This window comes from Bacillus sp. FSL W8-0640, from assembly GCF_038007725.1.
GTDB classification, from domain to species: Bacteria; Bacillota; Bacilli; order Bacillales; family Bacillaceae_G; genus Bacillus_A; species Bacillus_A cereus.
On record NZ_JBBOXT010000001.1, the window covers coordinates 1651521 to 1669872 of the forward strand.

An 18352-nucleotide genomic window follows, 5' to 3' on the forward strand; every position below is an offset into this window, starting at 1 on the left:
ACTCTATGTAGTGTGGATAGAGTGTTGTCATTTATATCATTATACTTTTTATCGCTATATATATCTTATTTATCATATATTACAGGTATTTTATTGTATACAAATCAAATGACGAAAATTACAGCATTCTTTATTCGTCTATTCGGTGGATTTACAGGTTTTTAAAAATGAGGAGGAAGGAAAGTGAAGAAACTAATTGCTATTATACTAGTAGGTGCTCTCGTTTGGGCGGGGGTTAACTTTTATAATTCAAAGAAAGAAGAAAAGGAAAGAAAAGCGAAACAAGCAGAGTTACAAGAGAAAGAAGTATTACCACAAGTAGGTTTTAAAGCACCTGGCATCACATTAAAAGGATTAGACGGAAAGTTGCAGTCGTTAAATGATGCCAAGGGAAAACCATATATTATTAATTTTTGGGCATCATGGTGTGGGCCGTGTGAAATGGAGGCACCTGACTTAGTTCATATGTATGATAAATATAAAAAGGATGTTGAAATTTTTGCGGTGAATGCAACTGTTAGTGACCCAGTACAAGAAGCAAGCGCATTTGCTAATCGCTATGGGTTTGAGTTTCCTGTTCTATTAGATATGGACGGAGTAGCTGGACTAGATTATAAAGTATTCTCTTTACCGACGACATTTTTTGTTAATAAAGATGGAATTATAGTAGATCATGTACGAGGTGTATTACCACCAGATCAATTAGAAAAGAAATTTAAGAAATTGATTGAGAGCTAAAAGGGGATTTCGTGATGATGGAGTGGATCGTGAGATTACAACCCGTATCTCTTATAATTGGAAGTCTATTTGGATTTATGTTGATGAAACGAAAGATGAGGCATCAAAATGCATCATATGAAAAAATGATGGATGCCGTAACAAATGCGTTTATTATCATCGTATTTGTATGGAAGTTTGCACCAGCAATTTTAAATCCTGTATGGGCTTTTAAATCGCCATTGCAAGCATTATTAGCTATAGGAAGTATGCAACATATTGTAGTAGGATGCGTAATTGCTAGTGTATACATTGTTTGGAAAAGTAAAAAGGAACAATTTTCGCTTCGCATTTTACTTGATGTACTCCCTTTTGGATTGTGTGTGTGCATTATCTTTTATTTTCTATTACATCATGAAGTAGGTGTACAAACGACACTACCATGGGGAATGAATATATACGAATCTAAATTTTTGTATCATCCTATTTTTGTATATGAGATTATCCTCAACCTTTGTATAATGGGTTTGTTATGGATGAAAAATGAAAGGCTCGGAAATGGAAAGAATATAAGTATTTTTCTAATTGTTGAGGGGTTTGCTCAAATTATTATTTCGCTTGTTAGTGAACAAAATTCGGTACAGTTTGGTCTATCAGCACAGCAAATAATGAGCTTTTGTATTATTAGTTTAGGGATTTTGTTGGTGCCGAAAAAATAAAAGATATCCATGTACAGAGAGTATCTGTGTATGGATATCTTTTATAAGCGTATTTCTTCATCATATGCTAAATCATTATATTGTAGAAACCTAAAAACCCCTTTATTAGGGGTTTTTAGGTTTCTACAGGTCTGCATGTGTTTCTTGTTTATCTGTATCCCATTTTGGAAGTTGTTTTGCTTGTTGATTTTCAGTGAAATTATTAAAGCCAAAAGCAAGTATGCATGTAAAGGTTAAAATAGCTAAACTAATCTTTTTCATTATCTTAGTGCCTCCTTAGTTAATAATTTTTGTTTTGCTTCGTAAGTTTTGAAAAAATATTTTTGAGATTTCTCTATTTTATTCACTTTATGAAATTCTACTGCTAATAATTCGTAATATTCTTGTGCATAATCGTATAATTCTTTACTGTTAAAATATGTGGTGCCTGCAATGATTGCGTTTTCTAAGTCGTCTAGAATACCAGTGTGTTGTGTTTTTAAGATAGTGAAATGGTGTTTATATTCTTGATTATTTAATTCATTACAAATTTCTAAGCCTTTTTGAACCCAATCGTTTGCAAGTTCTTTTTCATTTAAACTAAAATGTTCTTTGGCTTGTAGAAAATTGGCTTTTAGGTGTTTAGGTAATTTGTTTGTAACTATTGTAAGATGTCTAATAGCAAGGGTTGATAGATTTTGAGAAGAGTAGAGCCAACCTAAGTTATTTCGAACTTTTAAGATTAGTGTATCGTCTTTCAGCTTTTGTAAAATATTGATTGCTGAATTATAGTTCTCTTCGGCTTGTTCGAATTGTTTTAAATAAACAGAACATGAGCCTAAAATGTTTTCGCATAGAGCTATTTTAATTTCATAACGTGGATATTTTGAGAAAATCTCTTTCGCTTGATTTGCATAATTGATTGCTGTAAGTGGTTTGTTTGTATGGTGATTAAATATAGCAAATTTATATTTATATTCAGCTTCTTCTAGTTCACCTGGTACATGTTTTAAAAGGGATTCAGCTTTTTCGTATTCTTTTTTTGCTTCATCATAATTTCCAATAATGGTAGCATGTTCAGCTTTAAAAAAGTGATAATAATAAGTAATAAAGTCTTCAGTTATTGGATTGTCTAAACGAACAATTTGACTAAAAGTATCATACTTAATGTTTGTCCAATCGGTTAGGACCTTATATTTAAAGTTTAGTAGGGAGTAGTAAAGCGATAGATTTTGATCAGCTTCAATTTTATTAATCTGTTTCTCTATTTTTTCTTTTAATTGTTTCGCTTCAATTAATTGCTCCGCTACCATTACTTGATATAAAATGTTTAATTCGTTGACAATCTGTTCATGCCCTTTTAATAACACACTTATTATATATTCCCCCATCCGATAAAAGTATTCTAATTTAATTATTTCTATAATAGCAAAATAGAAGAAGTATAAGAGTAATTTTACCATATTTTTCAACAAAATTCTGAAAAAACAATTAATTTTTACGTGTTTCTTATTTTTATGTGAATATTACAAGTGCCTCTGGTAGTGGTGGGATGAATCTGACTCATGATACGTTAGCATCAATGGGAGGGATAGCTTCACTTGTAAATATGTTTTTAGGAGGATTGTTCGGATTGGGTCCAACTGTTAAGTTTTTAACAAAAATTTCACTTTCTTATTTAATAAAAACAGGATAATCCGCATTTTATAAGAATCATCCTGTTTTTATTGATATATTAAAAAATCGGCGGAGTAACAGAAAATAAGACTATCGCATTTTTCTCAAAATGATTCACCCATTTATGCTTTAAATAAGCAGGTATCTTTACACTGTCGCCAGTTTCTAATACGTATTCTTCCTCGTTTAAATATAATGTGATTTTCCCATCTAAGACAAATGCTAATTCTTCTCCTTTATGTTCTAGCACATTTTCTGATGAAGCTGTATTAGGCGGGACGGTCATAATTGCTGTTGCTAAATTTCCAGTGAAATCAGGTGAAAGCATTTCATATGATAAATTATCGATAATCATTTTCTTTCGTTTATGGGAACGTACAATTAAATCGTCTGTATTTGTATCTTCAAGTAAAAAGCTAAATGTTGGCACATCAAGAGCTTTAGCAAGCACTTTTAATGTTTGAATAGAAGGGTTAGCGGACCCACGCTCAATTTGACTTAACATAGATGGTGTAATATCGGCCATCTTTGCTAGTTCTTTACTAGTTAAACCTTTTTCTTTTCTTTGTTTTTCAATTTTTTTACCAATATCTATATTTTCCATAATGAAAATCTCCTTAAGGGTTATTAAATTATATTTAAATAAATTAAATTAAAATTAACTAAAGTTAACGATTTGTGTTAAACTATATTAAAATTAATTTAATTATAATTTATTATATGGTGAGCTACAAGGATATAAGGAGGAAACAAAATGAAAGAAATAGGGGCATTACAAGCAGAATACCCATTAGTGAATAAACTTATTGCAACAGAAGAAGTATTTTGGATAAATCCAAACATAGAAAAGTATGAAAGGGCAATAAAAGATTCACCACTTAATGAAGAGAATGTAAAAGATGCGGAAGAGAGATTAAAGCGTTTTGCACCATATATTGCGAAAGTTTTTCCTGAAACGAAAGGGACGAATGGCATAATCGAATCACCTTTAGTGAAAATATCTTCTATGAAAGAAGCTTTAGAGACAAATTACAAGCAACCTATTTTAGGAGAATTATTATTAAAATGTGATAGTCATCTTCCGATATCAGGATCAATTAAAGCTAGGGGCGGCATTTATGAAGTGTTGAAACATGCTGAACAACTAGCTTTGCAGCACGGTATGTTAACAGAAGAAGATGATTATTCCATTTTAGATAGTGATACATGTAGAGAGTTTTTTGCCAAATATTCAATTGCGGTCGGTTCAACAGGAAATTTAGGGCTAAGCATTGGGATTATGAGTGCGAAACTAGGTTTTAACGTAACGGTTCATATGTCAGCAGATGCGAAACAATGGAAAAAAGATTTATTAAGAAGTAAAGGTGTAAACGTTATTGAGTATGAAGCTGATTATAGTAAAGCAGTAGAAGAGGGGCGTCAGCAAGCAGATGCCGATCCTAGCTGTTATTTTGTAGATGATGAAAATTCCCATGATTTATTTTTAGGATACGCAGTAGCAGCATTGCGATTACAAAAGCAATTAGAAGAGTTAGAGGTTGTAGTAGATGAAAATCATCCTTTATTTGTTTATCTTCCGTGCGGAGTAGGAGGAGGACCTGGCGGGGTAGCATTCGGTTTAAAGTTATTGTATAAAGACAACGTGCACTGCTTCTTTGCGGAGCCTACGCACTCTCCATGCATGTTACTCGGTTTAATGACAGGACTTCATGATAAAATTGCTGTTCAAGATATCGGGATTGATAATGTAACAGACGCGGACGGACTAGCGGTAGGAAGACCGTCTGGATTTGTCGGTAAAACGATGGAACCATTTTTGAGTGGGAATTACACAGTAAGCGATGAAGAGTTATATAGATTGTTAAAAGAACTAGGTGACACGGAGAATATTTATTTAGAGCCTTCTGCACTAGCAGGTATGATAGGGCCAGTGAAAGTATGTAAAGAAGATGAGTATTTACAAAAGCAACAGTTAACAGAGAAGGTGAAAAAAGGTACTCATATTGTGTGGGGAACGGGTGGAAGTATGGTTCCAAAAGATGTAATGAATGAATATTATAGGAAAGGTTTGGAGTTAACGGTATAAGAAAAATGAGGCTAATTGTAGCCTCATTTTTTCATGTACATAAAAATCTTTGTTATTTTCACAATAGTTCTTTATAGTATATATAAAGGATAACTAATATTGAATAAATACAACAAAAAAGCTTTATTTTACATAATAAGAGGATGTGTATACGATGTCATTACAGACTAAATATATAGCGGGTATTTCGCTTGGGGTTATGGGTGTCGGCTTTGCGGCTTCTATCCCTTTTCAAGGAACGGTAGCAGGAGAGATTATACAAGGGGGTTTGAAGCTGGATTGGTTGGCGGGCTTGCAGATTGGTTCGCGGTTACTGCTTTATTCCGTCATCCGATGGGAATACCAATTCCGCATACAGCTTTGTTACCTAAAAACCGTAAACGGGTAACGAAAGGGCTCATCAATACGTTAGAAAATGAATGGCTGACGAAAGAAAGTATTACGAATAAAGTAAAAGAGATGCAGTTAGCACAAATGGTACTGCAAATTGCTGAGAGAGAAATGCAGTCTGATGCTGTGAAAAAAGGCATTGTAACGATTGCTGAGAAAGCGATTGTTTCAATCGATACGGAAAAATTAGCGGTTATTATTGAAAAAGAATTAAAGACGTATTTACATACAATTAATACAAGTAACATTTTACAAGTGCTTGTTGATCAATTAGTAGTGCAAGAATATGATGAAAAGACACTTGATTACATATTAGTAAAAGTGAAAGAATGGACAGCGCAAGATGAAGCTCGATACCAGCTCGGAAGCTTAGGTATGAAGGCGATGGAAAATATAAAAGTAGATGGATTTTTACAGTTTACATTGAAATCGTTTATGAATATTGTAGATGAAGATAAAATTGGCGGCATTTTGCAGAAATTTATTATTAGCAATATTAACAGCTTACAAGATGCAGATAATAGTACGAGACAACTTATTTTATCGAAAATTCGTCAAGAAATTATCAATGTAAAAGAAAATGAAGCGTTACTACAAGAATTAGAAAATTGGAAAGAAAAATGGATTGCCAATTGGGATGCTACTGACAAAATAAAAGAGATGCTAGAGCAAGTACAGCAAAGAGCAGTTGCTTTTGTAAATAATGAAGAATTTGCTGATAAATATGTTATTCCATTTTTACAAAAACAAATGAATAAAATAAAAGAAGATGAACAGACAGTTCAAAAAATAGAAGATTGGTTACAAAAACAAGTTGTAAGTCTTGTTGAGAAGAACCATTCGAAAATTGGTAAGCTTGTACAAGAAAACCTTGATAAGTTAGATGATAAGACGTTAATCGAAATGATTGAAAATAACGTCGGTAAAGATTTACAGTGGATCCGAGTGAACGGGGCGGTTTGCGGATTTATGATTGGATTAGTGTTAGAAGGAATTAAAGCGATTATATGAGAAAAACCTTCCGCAATTGCGGAAGGTTTTTTATTTTTCGAGAACACTCATATTCAAATTATAAGCTTTCTCAATATTTAACTTGTACGTCCCATTTCCAGTTTTAATCGAATTTTTATACCAATGTTCTTGGTTGTTTAATTCTGGATGTTCTTCTGAAGAAGTATTTTCGTTTTTCGTTAAATCTTCTACTTGTTCCCAAGGTGTACTTCCATGTGTTTCTTTTTGATTCGTTACTGCTGTTAAAGATACATCACTTTCTTTTGCAAGATGGACAGACACTCTTGAGCTTTCCTGTACAAACCAATTATTTTGTAATTGACCTGGATAAAGAGATAGTTCGTTATTTGAAGCACGGATTTCCACATTTTTATTTTGCGGAAGAACAAGCGTTGGTTTCACCTGTGGTGCTGAATTAAATAACGTATGCTGAACAGGTAATGATTTTAAAGTGATATACATCGTTTCTCCAGCCGTTTGAACTGAAAGGAAATCATCTCGTTTTAAATTGAGTTTTTCATTTGCTTTCGTTGTCATTTCATAAGTTCCCAAAAGATGAATTTGATTTGTATTATTTCCCTCTATCGTTAGAGGTTGATGTCCTGCATCTACTACGATTTTTTTGATAGATTCAGGTATATCAAATTGTCCGTCTGGAATATTACTCGTTTGCCTCGTTGTGTTAATAGAGTGACGAACTTCTTCTAGTAATCCAGTTGATAATAAACAGTAAAAAGCAATTCCGACGCTTCCTAAAACGCCGATAAAGAAAATACTAAAAATATCATATTTAATAAATGATTGTTCCTTCTTAGAAAATAGAAGGTATAGTAAAACTTCGGCTCCAAGTATGATGAGTAAAACTGGCCACCATGCAGTTAGTGTATCTAATACTTGGATTCCTTTTACGACTGAAAATAGTAAAAAGCATCCTAACGATATAATAGAAAGCCCCATTGAGAATGTTCCAACACGCCAAGTCCTCATTCGCTTGTCCCACCTTTGTTTTCTTTATTTCCAAGTAACAATTTAAAGCCGCCGCCAATTAAAAGGAGCGCAACGATAGATGTTTGGAAATAGCGATAATATAGTTCACTAAGATGAATATTAAATATAGTTACAAAATAATCATTCAAAATAGGAAGGACTGTTTGATTTAATAAATAATAACCACCGAGTGTAATTAATCCGATACCGATCCATCTTTGATGATTTATAAAATAATCGATAATGGGTTCGTCTTGAACTCGTTCTTTTCCGTATTTTGCTGTTTGCTGTAACGCATCAAAAAAGCTATAGAACCAAATGATTGGTACTAAAAATAAAAACGCAGAAAGTCTTAATAAGTCGAGTAAATAAATAGATAGTAAGAAGGCTGCCATAAGCTGAAGACCACGGCGTTGTAAGCCTAAATACATATGACCTGCTCCAGGGAACATCGCTAAAATAGAAGCAAATGTTTTACTTTTCTTTCCCTGCTCTCGATGTTCTTCAAAATCTTCGAAAATAGTACGGTCAATTAATTGCTCGCCACATTCTTTTTTCTGTAGTTGCTGAACAACGTCAAAGAAATTATAAATCCATAAAACAGGTAACGTAATAAGGAAGATAAGAAAACTTTCTTGCGATGTTAAAAGTGCAACGAAAATAATCATACTTCCGATTCCTGTGCAAGCTACTAAAAATGTAAGTCCGCGTTGCATAAGTCCTAATTGGAAATGGCCAAGTCCAGGGATGATGGATAAGAGAATGATATAAAATCGTTCGCTCTCTTTAGAGGAATTTATCACTTCTCCAGCTTCTTGCTTTTTCGTTTGGTTTATAATGGTGATAACTAAATCTAGTAAGTTAATTACCCATAGAACAGCTAGTAAAAATAGAGAAAGAAAAGCAATATCACGTTCTCTTACTACTATGGTACAAAATACTGCAAAGGAGAATAGAAATAGTGATCCCCCGCTATATAAAATAAACCGTCCTAGCTTTTTTAAGTATAAATGTCCAAGCCCAGGAATTAGCCCTAATACAAGTGCTAAAAAGGGATTTTTATTCATGCTTTGAACCTCCGTCCTTTTTCGATGTGTCTACCGATTTGTTTACAATTTGTTGTGAAATAGAAGACTCGTTATGTTTTGAAGATTTCTCTAAATTTGATGTCGCTGTAAAAATATACTGAAATAAACCACTTACCATAAAAATAATTGTAGCCGCAGTCGCAATTATGTAATGAATGATCGTGCGCTTTAGTGAGGTTGTTTTTATATTTTCATTAGACTGTAGTGTTTCAAAATTAATTTGCGTCATAACTTCGTTCGTAAATGAATCATCATTTATCATTGGAAGGTTTTCATGTTGTTCATCAATACTTTCCATATAAAGTGCTAAACAATGATCACATTCATAAAGATGTTCTTCCATAGATTCACGTTCATTACTTTCTATAAAATCTAATGTATAATTGCGCCAATCTTCTTTTGAATAATGCATCATAGAAACTCTTCCTCCTTCCAATGTTTTTTAATCCATTTTCGTGCTCGATACAGTTTCATTTCGACTGTTTTTACTTCGATGTTTTCCTGTAAGGCAATTTCTTGATAGCTCTTTTCTTCTAAGTAATGTGCGAGAACAACGTCACGGTAATTTTCGGGAAGTTCTCGCAGTTTTTGAGCAATGAGTAATTTTTGCTCTTTCGTCAATAATAAAGCCTCAATATTATGAGAGGACTGTATATTTTCCTCAGCTTCTTTACATAAGGAGAGTTCTTCACTTTCTCTAGCTTTCTTTCTCTTATAATCAATAGCGTGATTGGTGGCAATACGTGCCATCCACGTTTTTAATCCGCGAAATTGATAATTTGGGAGAGAGGTGTGAATTTTTACGAATACTTCTTGTGTAACATCTTTCGAATCTTCTTCATGTCTTAAAATAGAAAAGATAACTTGAAAAATATAATGACGATATGTTTGTACAAGGATACGAAAAGCATGCTCGCTTCCTTGCTGTGCTTTTTCAATTAATTGTTTTTCCTCAATCGGTCTCTCCCTCCTTTTTGACGCATTCTATTATATAGACGTAAAGAATGATAAGTCACCCTACACATTTTGTAAAAAAAGAATAATATATTTTTTGCGGGAGAGCTAGATGAAAAAAGGTGTGAAAAAATGGTAAAGAGAAGTATATAATGAGCAAGTAGGAAATGTTACACGGAGAAAGGATGTGAATGTTAGTAGGGAAAGGTCCATACTAACAAACATGAAAATTAAAATATTAATAGCAGATGATAACTCTTTTATTAGAGAAGGCATGAAAATTATTTTAAATACATACGAAGAGTTTGATGTAGTAGATACTGTAAATGATGGGGAAGAAGCTGTAGCGTATTGTAAAAAGCATGAAGTTGATATTGCTCTTTTAGATGTTCGTATGCCAAATATGAACGGTGTAGAGGCGACGAAGTTCATTTGTGAAGAGACGAAAACAAAACCGCTTATTTTAACGACGTTTGATGATGATGAATATATTTTGGATGCAGTAAAAAATGGAGCGAAAGGTTATTTATTAAAAAATAACGATCCGGAGCGTATTCGTGATGCGATAAAAGGGGTTTATAACGGTCAAACTGTTATGCAAGATGTTATTCTCGATAAAATTAAGTCTAATTTAATGGAAAGTAAAGAGGAAGAATGTAAAATTGATAAGAGCCTTTTCACAGAAAGGGAGCTTAGTATTATCGCATTAATTGCAAAAGGTTTCTCAAATAAAGAAATTTCGAAACAGCTTTTTATATCTGAGGGAACAATTGCAAATTATATTACGTCAGTTTTAGGGAAAACTGGACTTGAACATCGCACACAAATTGCGATTTATTACTTAACAGGGAAAGTAGATTAATGATATGGAATTTTGGTTAACTGTAAGTAAATTAATTGTCTTTTTATATATTGTGTTCAGTTATATTTACGCAAATGTAGCAAATTTACCGTGGGTTATATTTACTTTACTTATTTACCTTTCTGTAAACGTAATGATTTCTATATTTAAAAAAGATACGTATAAAAAAATATTAATCTGTATATCCATTGGCGTAGTTATGTTATTTACATGGAGGGTTCATCCATTTTTTATTTTGTTTTTACCTTTGAACTTATACGAAATTACATTCTATTACATAGAAAAGAATTGGCCAAGCTTTGTCGTTATGATGCTCCCAATTACGATTGCAGATGAAAGTATTCGAATGACTTATGGATTAATTGTTGCATTTTCTTTTCTCGTTTTAACTATTGCAGATCGGTATATATCGCGTGTAGTAAAGCTTGAATCGCAAAATGATAAGATGCGAAAAGATATGCAACGACTTACGAAAAGCTTACATGAAAATAAAGAGTACATAAGACAATCTGAATACACATTTAAGCTAGAAGAGAGAAATCGGTTATCGCAAGAAATTCATGATAAAATTGGTCACTCGATGACGGGTGCACTTATTCAAATGGAGGCAGCAAAGAGGTTAATGGAAATAGATAAAGAAAAATCTGCGGAGTTATTACAAAATGCAATTCACATTTCAAAAGATGGAATTGAAAGTATTCGCATTACATTGAAAAATATGAAGCCACCAACTGAGCAAATTGGTATTCATCGTATGAAATTATTCATAGAGGAATTTGCCGGTAAGAATGATGTGAATATTCCTTTTGTATATAAAGGGAACTTAGATATGATTTCTCCGATACAGTGGAAAATTATTGGTGAAAATGTTATGGAGGCATTAACGAACGCGATGAAGTATGCTGATGCGACAGTCATCTCAATTGATATTCATGTACTTAACAAGATGGTGAAAGTACAAGTGAAGGATAACGGAAAAGGTGCGGTTCTCGTTAAGAAAGGTCTCGGGATTATGGGGATGGAGGAGCGAACAGCGTCAGTAAACGGAAAAATTATTGTAGATGGAACAAGTGGTTTTGCAGTAACAATGTTGTTGCCGATATGAGGATGAATCATCTCATATGAAAAAAGTGAATAATCTCATGTGAAAAGAATGAACTTCTGCACTGAGCGGGTTCATTCTTTTTGTTTATACTAAAAGCAGAGAAACCGAAATAGGGGTGAAATGATGAATACATTAGAAATTAAAAATTTAACGAAAAAATTTGGTGATTTCATCGCAGTTGATAATATGTCTTTATCTATTAAAGAAGGAGAAATATTTGGCTTTTTAGGATCGAATGGTGCTGGTAAGAGTACAACGATTAATATGATTGCTGGTTTGTTAAGAAGTAATGAAGGCGAAATTAGCATACTAGGAAAAAATATAAAGAAACATAACCGATTTGCGAAGATGAATATCGGTATCGTTCCGCAAGATATTGCGATTTATGAAGAGTTAACTGCCTATGAAAATGTGAAATTCTTTGCTGGGTTGTACGGATTAAGAGGAGTTGAGCTAAAAGCGAGAGTGGAGGAAGCACTGCAATTTGTGGGGCTTAGCGATAAACATAAAAGTTATCCGAAAAACTTTTCTGGCGGGATGAAACGAAGATTGAATATTGCTTGTGCAATTGCACATAGACCGAAGTTAATTATTATGGATGAACCGACAGTTGGAATTGATCCGCAGTCAAGAAACTATATTCTTCAGTCTGTCCGGAAGTTAAATGAAATGGGAAGCACTATTATTTACACGAGCCACTACATGGAAGAAGTAGAAGAGATTTGTACGAAAATCGCAATTGTCGACCATGGTAAAGTGATTGCAGAAGGTACGAAAGAACAGTTAAAAGCGATTATTACAGATACGAAAGATATTTGGATTGAAGTGAAGTCAGTAGAAAATTTAGATGTAGAAAAGTTAAAAGAGATAAACGGTGTGAAAGCTGTTCAAATTGAAGAGAACGTAATCAAGGTAAACTCGGATGCAGGATTAAATAATTTAAATCAAATTATTCAGCATTTCATTAATCATGACATTGAAATTCGTTCGTTAGAGGAGCAGGCTCCAAACTTAGAAACAGTATTTCTTACGTTAACCGGAAGAAACTTACGAGATAAATAAAAGGTAAATGAAGAAAAGGTAAAGGGAGGTTCATCAATTGAACATCTTCAATATTGCAATTATGCATATTAAAAGAGATTTCAGAGACGTAAGAACTTTAGTTTTTATGTTAGCATTTCCGATTGTACTTATGCTTGTGTTAGGAACAGCGTTAACCAACGCATTTAATAGTGATAGTCATTCGATTAAAGATATACAAGTGCTATATAAAGATGAAGCGAGTAGCACGTTTTCTCAATCATTTGCAGCATTTACGAAAGAAGTGGATAAATCAGGTATTCATTTTAAAAAAGCTTCCGGCAGTATAGATGGGAAAGAAGAAGTGAAGAAAAATAAATATGCTGCTTATGTAGAGTTAAATAAAGATGGTGCAAAATTTTACGGAAGTGACAAAAGTAGTATTGAGGGGAGTATTGTGGAAGGAATGCTTACAACATTTGTTGATAAGTACAATGTAGCGGTCGAAGTTGCAAAAGTAGATCCTACTAAGGTGAGCACAGTTATTTCAAACGGAAACCATAATGATTATATAAAAGAAACATCTTTACAAGCTGCGAAAAAACCAGGTTCTATGGATTACTACGCGGTTGTAATGACAACGATGATTGCACTGTATGCTGCGATGGGAGCGAGTTCTTTAATTCGAGGAGAACGAATACGTAAAACAGGAGATCGTCTCATTGCTGCACCTATAAGTAAAGCTGAAATATTCATTGGAAAAGTACTTGGTAGCCTAGTAGCAAATGCCCTGTGCATATTACTCGTCATGTTATTTAGTAAATTTGTTTTTCAAGCGAATTGGGGCGACCATCTTGGAATCATATTTCTTATTTTATTAACACAAGTCTTTCTAGCAATTAGCTTCGGTTTAGGAATCGGATATATCACGAAAACAGCTGAAGCGTCTAGGGCAATTATTATGGTTGTTGTGCAATTAGCTTCTATTTTTGGAGGTGCATATTTCGTAGTAGAAGAAAATTTCGTTACGAATTTATCGCCATTAACTTGGGCAAATACAGCTGTTATGAAAATTATTTATGCAAATGATGTAGGGGCAGCACTACCAGTCATTTCTTTAAACATTGGAATTTCAGCACTCTTTTTATTAATTGCAATTATTGCATTACGTAGACGGGAGGGGCTATAGTATGAAGGATATTTTATGGCTCATACAAAAAACGTTATCTGTGCTTTTGAAAAATAAAAAAAGTTTACTAATTATAATTAGCTTGCCGATAATAGGGACGCTCATTTCCTTCTCGATATACGGAAATGCAGGGCAAGGAACGTTAAATATCGGGATTGTAAATAAAGAAAATGAGCCGATAGCAAATGATACGATAAAGTTTTTAGAAGGATTAAATCATGTGAATGTGAGTAAGGTTAAGGAGTCTCAAATAGAAGATAAACTCACTTCCAAAAAACTTGATGGAGTTATTACATTAGATTCTGGTTTTTCAAAAAGTGTTCGAGAAGGGAAACCAGAGCATATTGAAATTTCATCGATTAAAGGTGATCAAGTAACAGGATTTATAAAATCATATTTATATAATTATATTGATAATATAGCAGCTATTAGTAAAGTAGCCGGAACAGATCAAAGCACATTCGACAATATGTACGCAGGGTATCAAAAAAGTTCATTTAAAATGAAAACTGAGACGCTAGAAGATACTTCGAAAAATAAAGATATGACAAATCAAACGATGGGTTACCTTATTATGTTTATGCTGTTTTCAGCAGCGAACTTATCAGGTCATATTTTAAAAGAAAAAGAGAATAGAACGTACTTTAGACTATTATCAACGCCGATAGATGGGAAGAAGTTTATATTATCTAATGTCGGAGTAAATATGATAATACTAACAGTACAAATTTTGATTACAATCCTATTCCTAACGAATGTTTTTCATACGAATATCAATATGCCTTTCATAGTGATGATGGGCGTACTAATGCTATTTGCATTAATCGCAATTGGAATATCATTAGTCCTTGTAGCTTTTTCGAAAAACTCAGCATCGGCAAATGCGATGCAAAATATGATCATTGTACCAACATGCTTACTTGCTGGATGTTATTTCCCATATGACATTATGCCAAGTGCAGTACAAAAAGTAGCTAATTTTCTTCCGCAGCGCTGGTTGTTAGATACGATATCAAAACTACAGCAGGGAATACCATTCTCGGAGTTGTATTTAAACATTTTAATTTTATTCGCTTTCGCAATTGCATTCTTCTTAATTGCTATTTATAAGTTTGGAAGAAATAATGACGCGAGAAATTTTGTTTAATGTGAAAAGGTGTGGCTTAATGCCATACCTTTTTTGTTTGAAACTTAGAGTATCTTTTGTAGTATAGGAATGCTTTTGTAGAGCACTTCGTTATGTGAAGCATGCAAAACATATTTATTTCCCTCTAGAAGAAAAACGCTATGTAGAACAGCGTTACCGTCACCATGTTTTGTAAGTAAATCACCGACGACTTTGCCGTCTGTCCATTTCAGTTTGGAATGTGAAGGGACGACTTGTAAATATTGAGTTGTTTCCTCTCCATCTCCGGCAATGAGTGTCGTTTCAATATTTCTTTTTTGTATAATAAATCTATTTGTATTTAATATATCGAGGAAAGGGTTTTTCATTTTCATCTTACTATAAGGAAGAAATGTAATAGAAGAGTCGGATTTTATAAATAAATAATTTCCGTAATCTTTACAAGGAATAACATCTTGTAATCCTGGAAAGTAAATATGTATCGCCTCAACTTTATTGATTTTATGTAAGATGCTTAAGTAACAAATATATTGTTCCATATAAAAATGAACGATATTTATTTTAGAAGAGGCATGGATAGGGAGACTGCCTCCAGTCCAATAACTATAATTTGGTGGAGATCCAGCGTTTGGTGTGCAGAGTATTATAAGTTGATTCACATCATTTTTATATTCGTCACTTTGAACGTAAGAACGTCCAAGAAGGCCGCCCATACTATGACAAATTAAATTTAGTTTATCGCAACCTGTAATCTTTTTAGCATAAGCAATCGTTTGTAATAAATATTTTTGTGTAGAAAAAACAATACGCTGCCGCCAGTCATAAAAACAGATGAACAAGTCTTTATTTCGTTCGTACCCCATACTTTCTAGCATCATGATGAATGGTTCGTAAACAAATGCAGAAAGTCCAAAACTCCAATTACCAGTGCCGGGAATAATAATATTGCTCATTGAACCGAAAAGACCTGGGATAAAAACAATAGGAGTTTTTCCTTTTCTCATATTCGTATCTCCTTTAACTGTTTAGTATCAATAAAAATAAGAAATACATTTCGTATGAAAACATATTTAAATGAAACACTACGAAATAGTAAGGAATATGATTGGAAGGAAACCAAAATGATTAAAAAAATATTAAGAGTTACTTCTATTATTATTGCTATTTTCGTTTTTATTTTAATTTGTATGCATATCGATGTTACCTTAGGTAGGAAAATGGAAGCTGGAAAAAACATGCCGACAGAGTATGCGCCTCATTATAGTGATTTTCAATTATATGTAGAAGGGAAATCATTATATGAGCAGCTATTTGAAGATATTAAAAAAGCGAAAAGCTCCATCTACACTTATTTCTTCATTTTGTCGGATGATAAAAGTAGTCATACTTTTTTAAACTTATTAAAAGAGAAGGCAAAAGAAGGAGCAAACGTCTATTTATCAGTTGATCGCATTAATGATTTATCATTTGAAAGAAAGATGATAAATGAATTACGGGAAAGTGGTGTGCATTTTACATATAGTAGAAAACCTGCATTGCCATTCGGATTTTATTCACTTCACCATCGTAATCATCGCCGTATTACGACGATTGATGGGGATATTGGCTATACAGGCGGATTTAATATAGGAGATGAGTACTTAGGGAAAGATAAGCGATTTGGATATTGGCGTGATTATCATGTACGGCTTAAAGGAGAAGGAGCAAAAGATTTAGAACAGCAATTCGCTTTAGATTGGAAACGAGATACGAAAGAAGAGATAAAGAGGAGTACGAATAAAGCTAGTAAAGGGAATACATTACATACTATGACTAGTTACAATGGGCATTACGTTGCTGAAAAATATATAGAGCTCATAAAACAAGCTCAGCACTCCATTGTAATTGCAACGCCGTATTTTATAGCAAAAAATAAAGAGTCCATGAATGCTTTAATCGCAGCACAAAAGCGTGGTGTTACAGTAAAAATACTTTGGTCATATAAACCAGATCTACCTCTTATAAAAGAAGCGGCGTATCCATACATACGTCAAGCTGTTAATAATGGGATTACTGTATATGGGTATAAAAAAGGAATGTTCCATGGCAAATTAATGCTTATTGATAATGAATTAACCGTTATTGGTACAACAAACTTTACTTCGCGTAGCTTCAATATAAATGATGAAATGAATTTTTATATTTATGGTGGTCCTATTGTAGGACAAGTTAACAAGGCGTTAACAGAGGATTTTCATGATTCGAAAGAAATGACGAAAGAGTTTTTTGAAAAGTTATCTTTTTGGGAGCGTTGTAAGGAGAAAGTGGCGGGATTGGTTGAGTTCTATTTGTGATGATGGATTAGAAAAGGGTGCCTACAAAAGGCACCCTTTTTGGTGGGAAATCATTATTTTTCATGCACCAGCATCGTAACATCATCATTAATCAACGTCCCCACATGTTCACCTAAACATATTTTTTTCATCACTCCAGGCTCATCAAAGTTAAAGACATGTGCTGGTAAATTGTAGTCCCGGGCAAGCAGTAATGCCGCTTGATCCATGACTTGTATATTTTGTCTAACGACATCATTATAGTTTAGTTTGCTGTACATTTTTGCTGATTTGTTATGCTTTGGATCACTTGTAAAAACACCATCGACACCTTGTTTTGCGACTAATATGGCATCACTATTCATTTCAATAGCCCTTTGTACACTTGGATAATCTGTTGTCACGAACGGTTGCCCGTTTCCGCCTCCAAAGATAACGATATAGCCGTTATCTAAATGGTGGACTGCACGTAAGCGAATGTATGGTTCAGCTACTGCATTAAATGGAATGGACGTCATAACGCGTACTTCTCTATTTGTTTTACTTGTTAAAACACCGCGAAGCATTAAGCTGTTAATGATCGTACCTAGTGTACCGATATTATCAGCTTCTACGCGATCAATTCCCCACTCTTCAGCTAGATGCCCCCTAAAAATATTACCGCCACCGATGACGATGGATACTTCGATACCTAAATCAACAATGGATAAAATTTCGTTTGCGATATGTTCTAATCGTTTGGAGTTAAAGCTATTTCCAGTTTGATCGGCAAGTGCACCGCCGCTTAATTTAATTAAGACACGTTTATATGGCCTCATAACAATTCCCCCTATATAGATCGCAATAAAAAAGGAACAAAGGCGAATGCCTTTGTTCCTTTTTAAGAAAATGAAAAAGAAAAGAAGAAGATAGGACGAATTGCTTTGTATAGTTTTTCATAACATCCACTCCTTTTCATTTTGATTTGTTTTAAGTATATATCTTTTTGATTATACGAAACAATCTGATTACTTATCAAGTTTATTTTATCGTTTTTTAACAAAATGGTGTCAATGAAAAAAAGAAGAAAAATATTTGAATTTTTTGTGACGAACTTGTAGGTTTTTGTATGATTTTGTAGGTTCGCTTAT

Annotated in this window: 20 protein-coding genes and 1 pseudogene; 12 read left to right on the forward strand and 9 right to left on the reverse strand. The window is 33.4% G+C overall.

What is annotated here, in order from left to right:
- Positions 1-12 precede the first annotated feature (12 nt).
- From N2V80_RS08695 to N2V80_RS08705, 3 genes are read left to right on the forward strand one after another with little or no spacing between them, the layout of a single operon-like run.
- On the forward strand, positions 13-165 hold the full coding sequence (locus N2V80_RS08695; protein WP_002004832.1) for a hypothetical protein: 153 nt from the start codon (positions 13-15) through the stop codon (positions 163-165).
- 18 nt (positions 166-183) lie between these two features.
- The gene (locus N2V80_RS08700; protein WP_000733185.1) at positions 184-738 is read left to right on the forward strand and encodes a TlpA family protein disulfide reductase; all 555 of its coding nucleotides are present in this window, start codon (positions 184-186) and stop codon (positions 736-738) included.
- A gap of 17 nt (positions 739-755) precedes the next feature.
- A complete protein-coding gene (locus tag N2V80_RS08705; protein WP_033667336.1) occupies positions 756-1436 on the forward strand; it encodes a prolipoprotein diacylglyceryl transferase family protein in 681 nt (226 codons plus the stop codon).
- Between the two features lie 123 nt (positions 1437-1559).
- Here the strand turns inward: N2V80_RS08705 and N2V80_RS08710 are convergent, their stop codons facing one another.
- Together N2V80_RS08710 and N2V80_RS08715 are read right to left on the reverse strand one after the other, a co-directional pair.
- Positions 1560-1697 carry a hypothetical protein gene (locus N2V80_RS08710; RefSeq protein ID WP_000724010.1) on the reverse strand — a complete coding sequence of 46 codons (138 nt, stop codon included), beginning with the start codon at positions 1695-1697 and terminating at the stop codon, positions 1560-1562.
- On the reverse strand, positions 1697-2791 hold the full coding sequence (locus N2V80_RS08715) for a response regulator aspartate phosphatase (RefSeq protein ID WP_000114846.1): 1095 nt from the start codon (positions 2789-2791) through the stop codon (positions 1697-1699). The genes N2V80_RS08710 and N2V80_RS08715 overlap by 1 nt, the downstream gene beginning before the upstream one ends.
- A gap of 143 nt (positions 2792-2934) precedes the next feature.
- Between N2V80_RS08715 and N2V80_RS08720 the strand changes: the two genes are divergently transcribed.
- On the forward strand, positions 2935-3111 hold the full coding sequence (locus N2V80_RS08720; protein ID WP_002061098.1) for a hypothetical protein: 177 nt from the start codon (positions 2935-2937) through the stop codon (positions 3109-3111).
- Positions 3112-3150: 39 nt separating this feature from the next.
- Here N2V80_RS08720 and N2V80_RS08725 read toward each other — a convergent pair whose 3' ends face one another.
- Positions 3151-3696, reverse strand: a complete 546-nt coding sequence (locus N2V80_RS08725; protein ID WP_000427637.1) for a helix-turn-helix domain-containing protein — start codon at positions 3694-3696, stop codon at positions 3151-3153.
- A 150-nt stretch (positions 3697-3846) separates the two neighbouring features.
- On the opposite strand from N2V80_RS08725, the gene N2V80_RS08730 reads away from it, so the two are divergent.
- Entirely contained in the window at positions 3847-5178 is a 1332-nt protein-coding gene (locus N2V80_RS08730; protein ID WP_061655883.1) for a D-serine ammonia-lyase, read from the forward strand.
- A gap of 154 nt (positions 5179-5332) precedes the next feature.
- Positions 5333-6579: pseudogene (locus N2V80_RS08735) on the forward strand (DUF445 domain-containing protein).
- Positions 6580-6609: 30 nt separating this feature from the next.
- Here the strand turns inward: N2V80_RS08735 and exsE are convergent.
- Genes exsE through N2V80_RS08755 form a run of 4 tightly spaced genes read right to left on the reverse strand, consistent with a single transcriptional unit; the run spans position 6610 to position 9611 of the window.
- Positions 6610-7566: an exosporium protein ExsE gene (gene exsE / locus N2V80_RS08740; RefSeq protein WP_001261427.1), complete on the reverse strand. Its 957-nt coding sequence runs from the start codon at positions 7564-7566 to the stop codon at positions 6610-6612.
- The gene (locus N2V80_RS08745) at positions 7563-8633 is read right to left on the reverse strand and encodes a hypothetical protein (protein WP_001039118.1); all 1071 of its coding nucleotides are present in this window, start codon (positions 8631-8633) and stop codon (positions 7563-7565) included. The genes exsE and N2V80_RS08745 overlap by 4 nt, the downstream gene beginning before the upstream one ends.
- Positions 8626-9069, reverse strand: a complete 444-nt coding sequence (locus tag N2V80_RS08750) for a hypothetical protein (RefSeq protein ID WP_000972351.1) — start codon at positions 9067-9069, stop codon at positions 8626-8628. Before N2V80_RS08750 ends, N2V80_RS08745 begins: the two co-directional genes overlap by 8 nt.
- Entirely contained in the window at positions 9066-9611 is a 546-nt protein-coding gene (locus N2V80_RS08755) for an RNA polymerase sigma factor (RefSeq protein WP_306302920.1), read from the reverse strand. Before N2V80_RS08755 ends, N2V80_RS08750 begins: the two co-directional genes overlap by 4 nt.
- 220 nt (positions 9612-9831) lie before the next feature.
- On the opposite strand from N2V80_RS08755, the gene N2V80_RS08760 reads away from it, so the two are divergent.
- The 5 genes from N2V80_RS08760 to N2V80_RS08780 all read left to right on the forward strand — a co-directional run bounded on the left by N2V80_RS08760 (position 9832) and on the right by N2V80_RS08780 (position 14931).
- Positions 9832-10470 (forward strand): response regulator transcription factor, encoded by a 639-nt coding sequence (locus tag N2V80_RS08760; protein ID WP_000694086.1) that lies wholly within the window; start codon positions 9832-9834, stop codon positions 10468-10470.
- Positions 10471-10474: 4 nt separating this feature from the next.
- On the forward strand, positions 10475-11575 hold the full coding sequence (locus N2V80_RS08765) for a sensor histidine kinase (protein WP_016109737.1): 1101 nt from the start codon (positions 10475-10477) through the stop codon (positions 11573-11575).
- Between the two features lie 123 nt (positions 11576-11698).
- Complete coding sequence (locus N2V80_RS08770; RefSeq protein WP_001093830.1) at positions 11699-12637, forward strand: ABC transporter ATP-binding protein; 939 nt, start codon at positions 11699-11701, stop codon at positions 12635-12637.
- Positions 12638-12674: 37 nt separating this feature from the next.
- Positions 12675-13784: an ABC transporter permease gene (locus N2V80_RS08775; protein WP_001020151.1), complete on the forward strand. Its 1110-nt coding sequence runs from the start codon at positions 12675-12677 to the stop codon at positions 13782-13784.
- Position 13785: 1 nt separating this feature from the next.
- On the forward strand, positions 13786-14931 hold the full coding sequence (locus tag N2V80_RS08780; protein WP_058839107.1) for an ABC transporter permease: 1146 nt from the start codon (positions 13786-13788) through the stop codon (positions 14929-14931).
- 44 nt (positions 14932-14975) lie between these two features.
- On the opposite strand, the gene N2V80_RS08785 is transcribed toward N2V80_RS08780, so the two are convergent.
- Positions 14976-15914: an esterase/lipase family protein gene (locus N2V80_RS08785; protein WP_061655882.1), complete on the reverse strand. Its 939-nt coding sequence runs from the start codon at positions 15912-15914 to the stop codon at positions 14976-14978.
- A 117-nt stretch (positions 15915-16031) separates the two neighbouring features.
- Here N2V80_RS08785 and cls point away from each other — a divergent pair, with 117 nt between their 5' ends.
- Positions 16032-17243 carry a cardiolipin synthase gene (gene cls / locus N2V80_RS08790; RefSeq protein ID WP_002102956.1) on the forward strand — a complete coding sequence of 404 codons (1212 nt, stop codon included), beginning with the start codon at positions 16032-16034 and terminating at the stop codon, positions 17241-17243.
- Positions 17244-17296: 53 nt separating this feature from the next.
- Here cls and pyrH read toward each other — a convergent pair whose 3' ends face one another.
- On the reverse strand, positions 17297-18040 hold the full coding sequence (pyrH, locus tag N2V80_RS08795; RefSeq protein ID WP_001248059.1) for a UMP kinase: 744 nt from the start codon (positions 18038-18040) through the stop codon (positions 17297-17299).
- Positions 18041-18352: the final 312 nt, after the last annotated feature.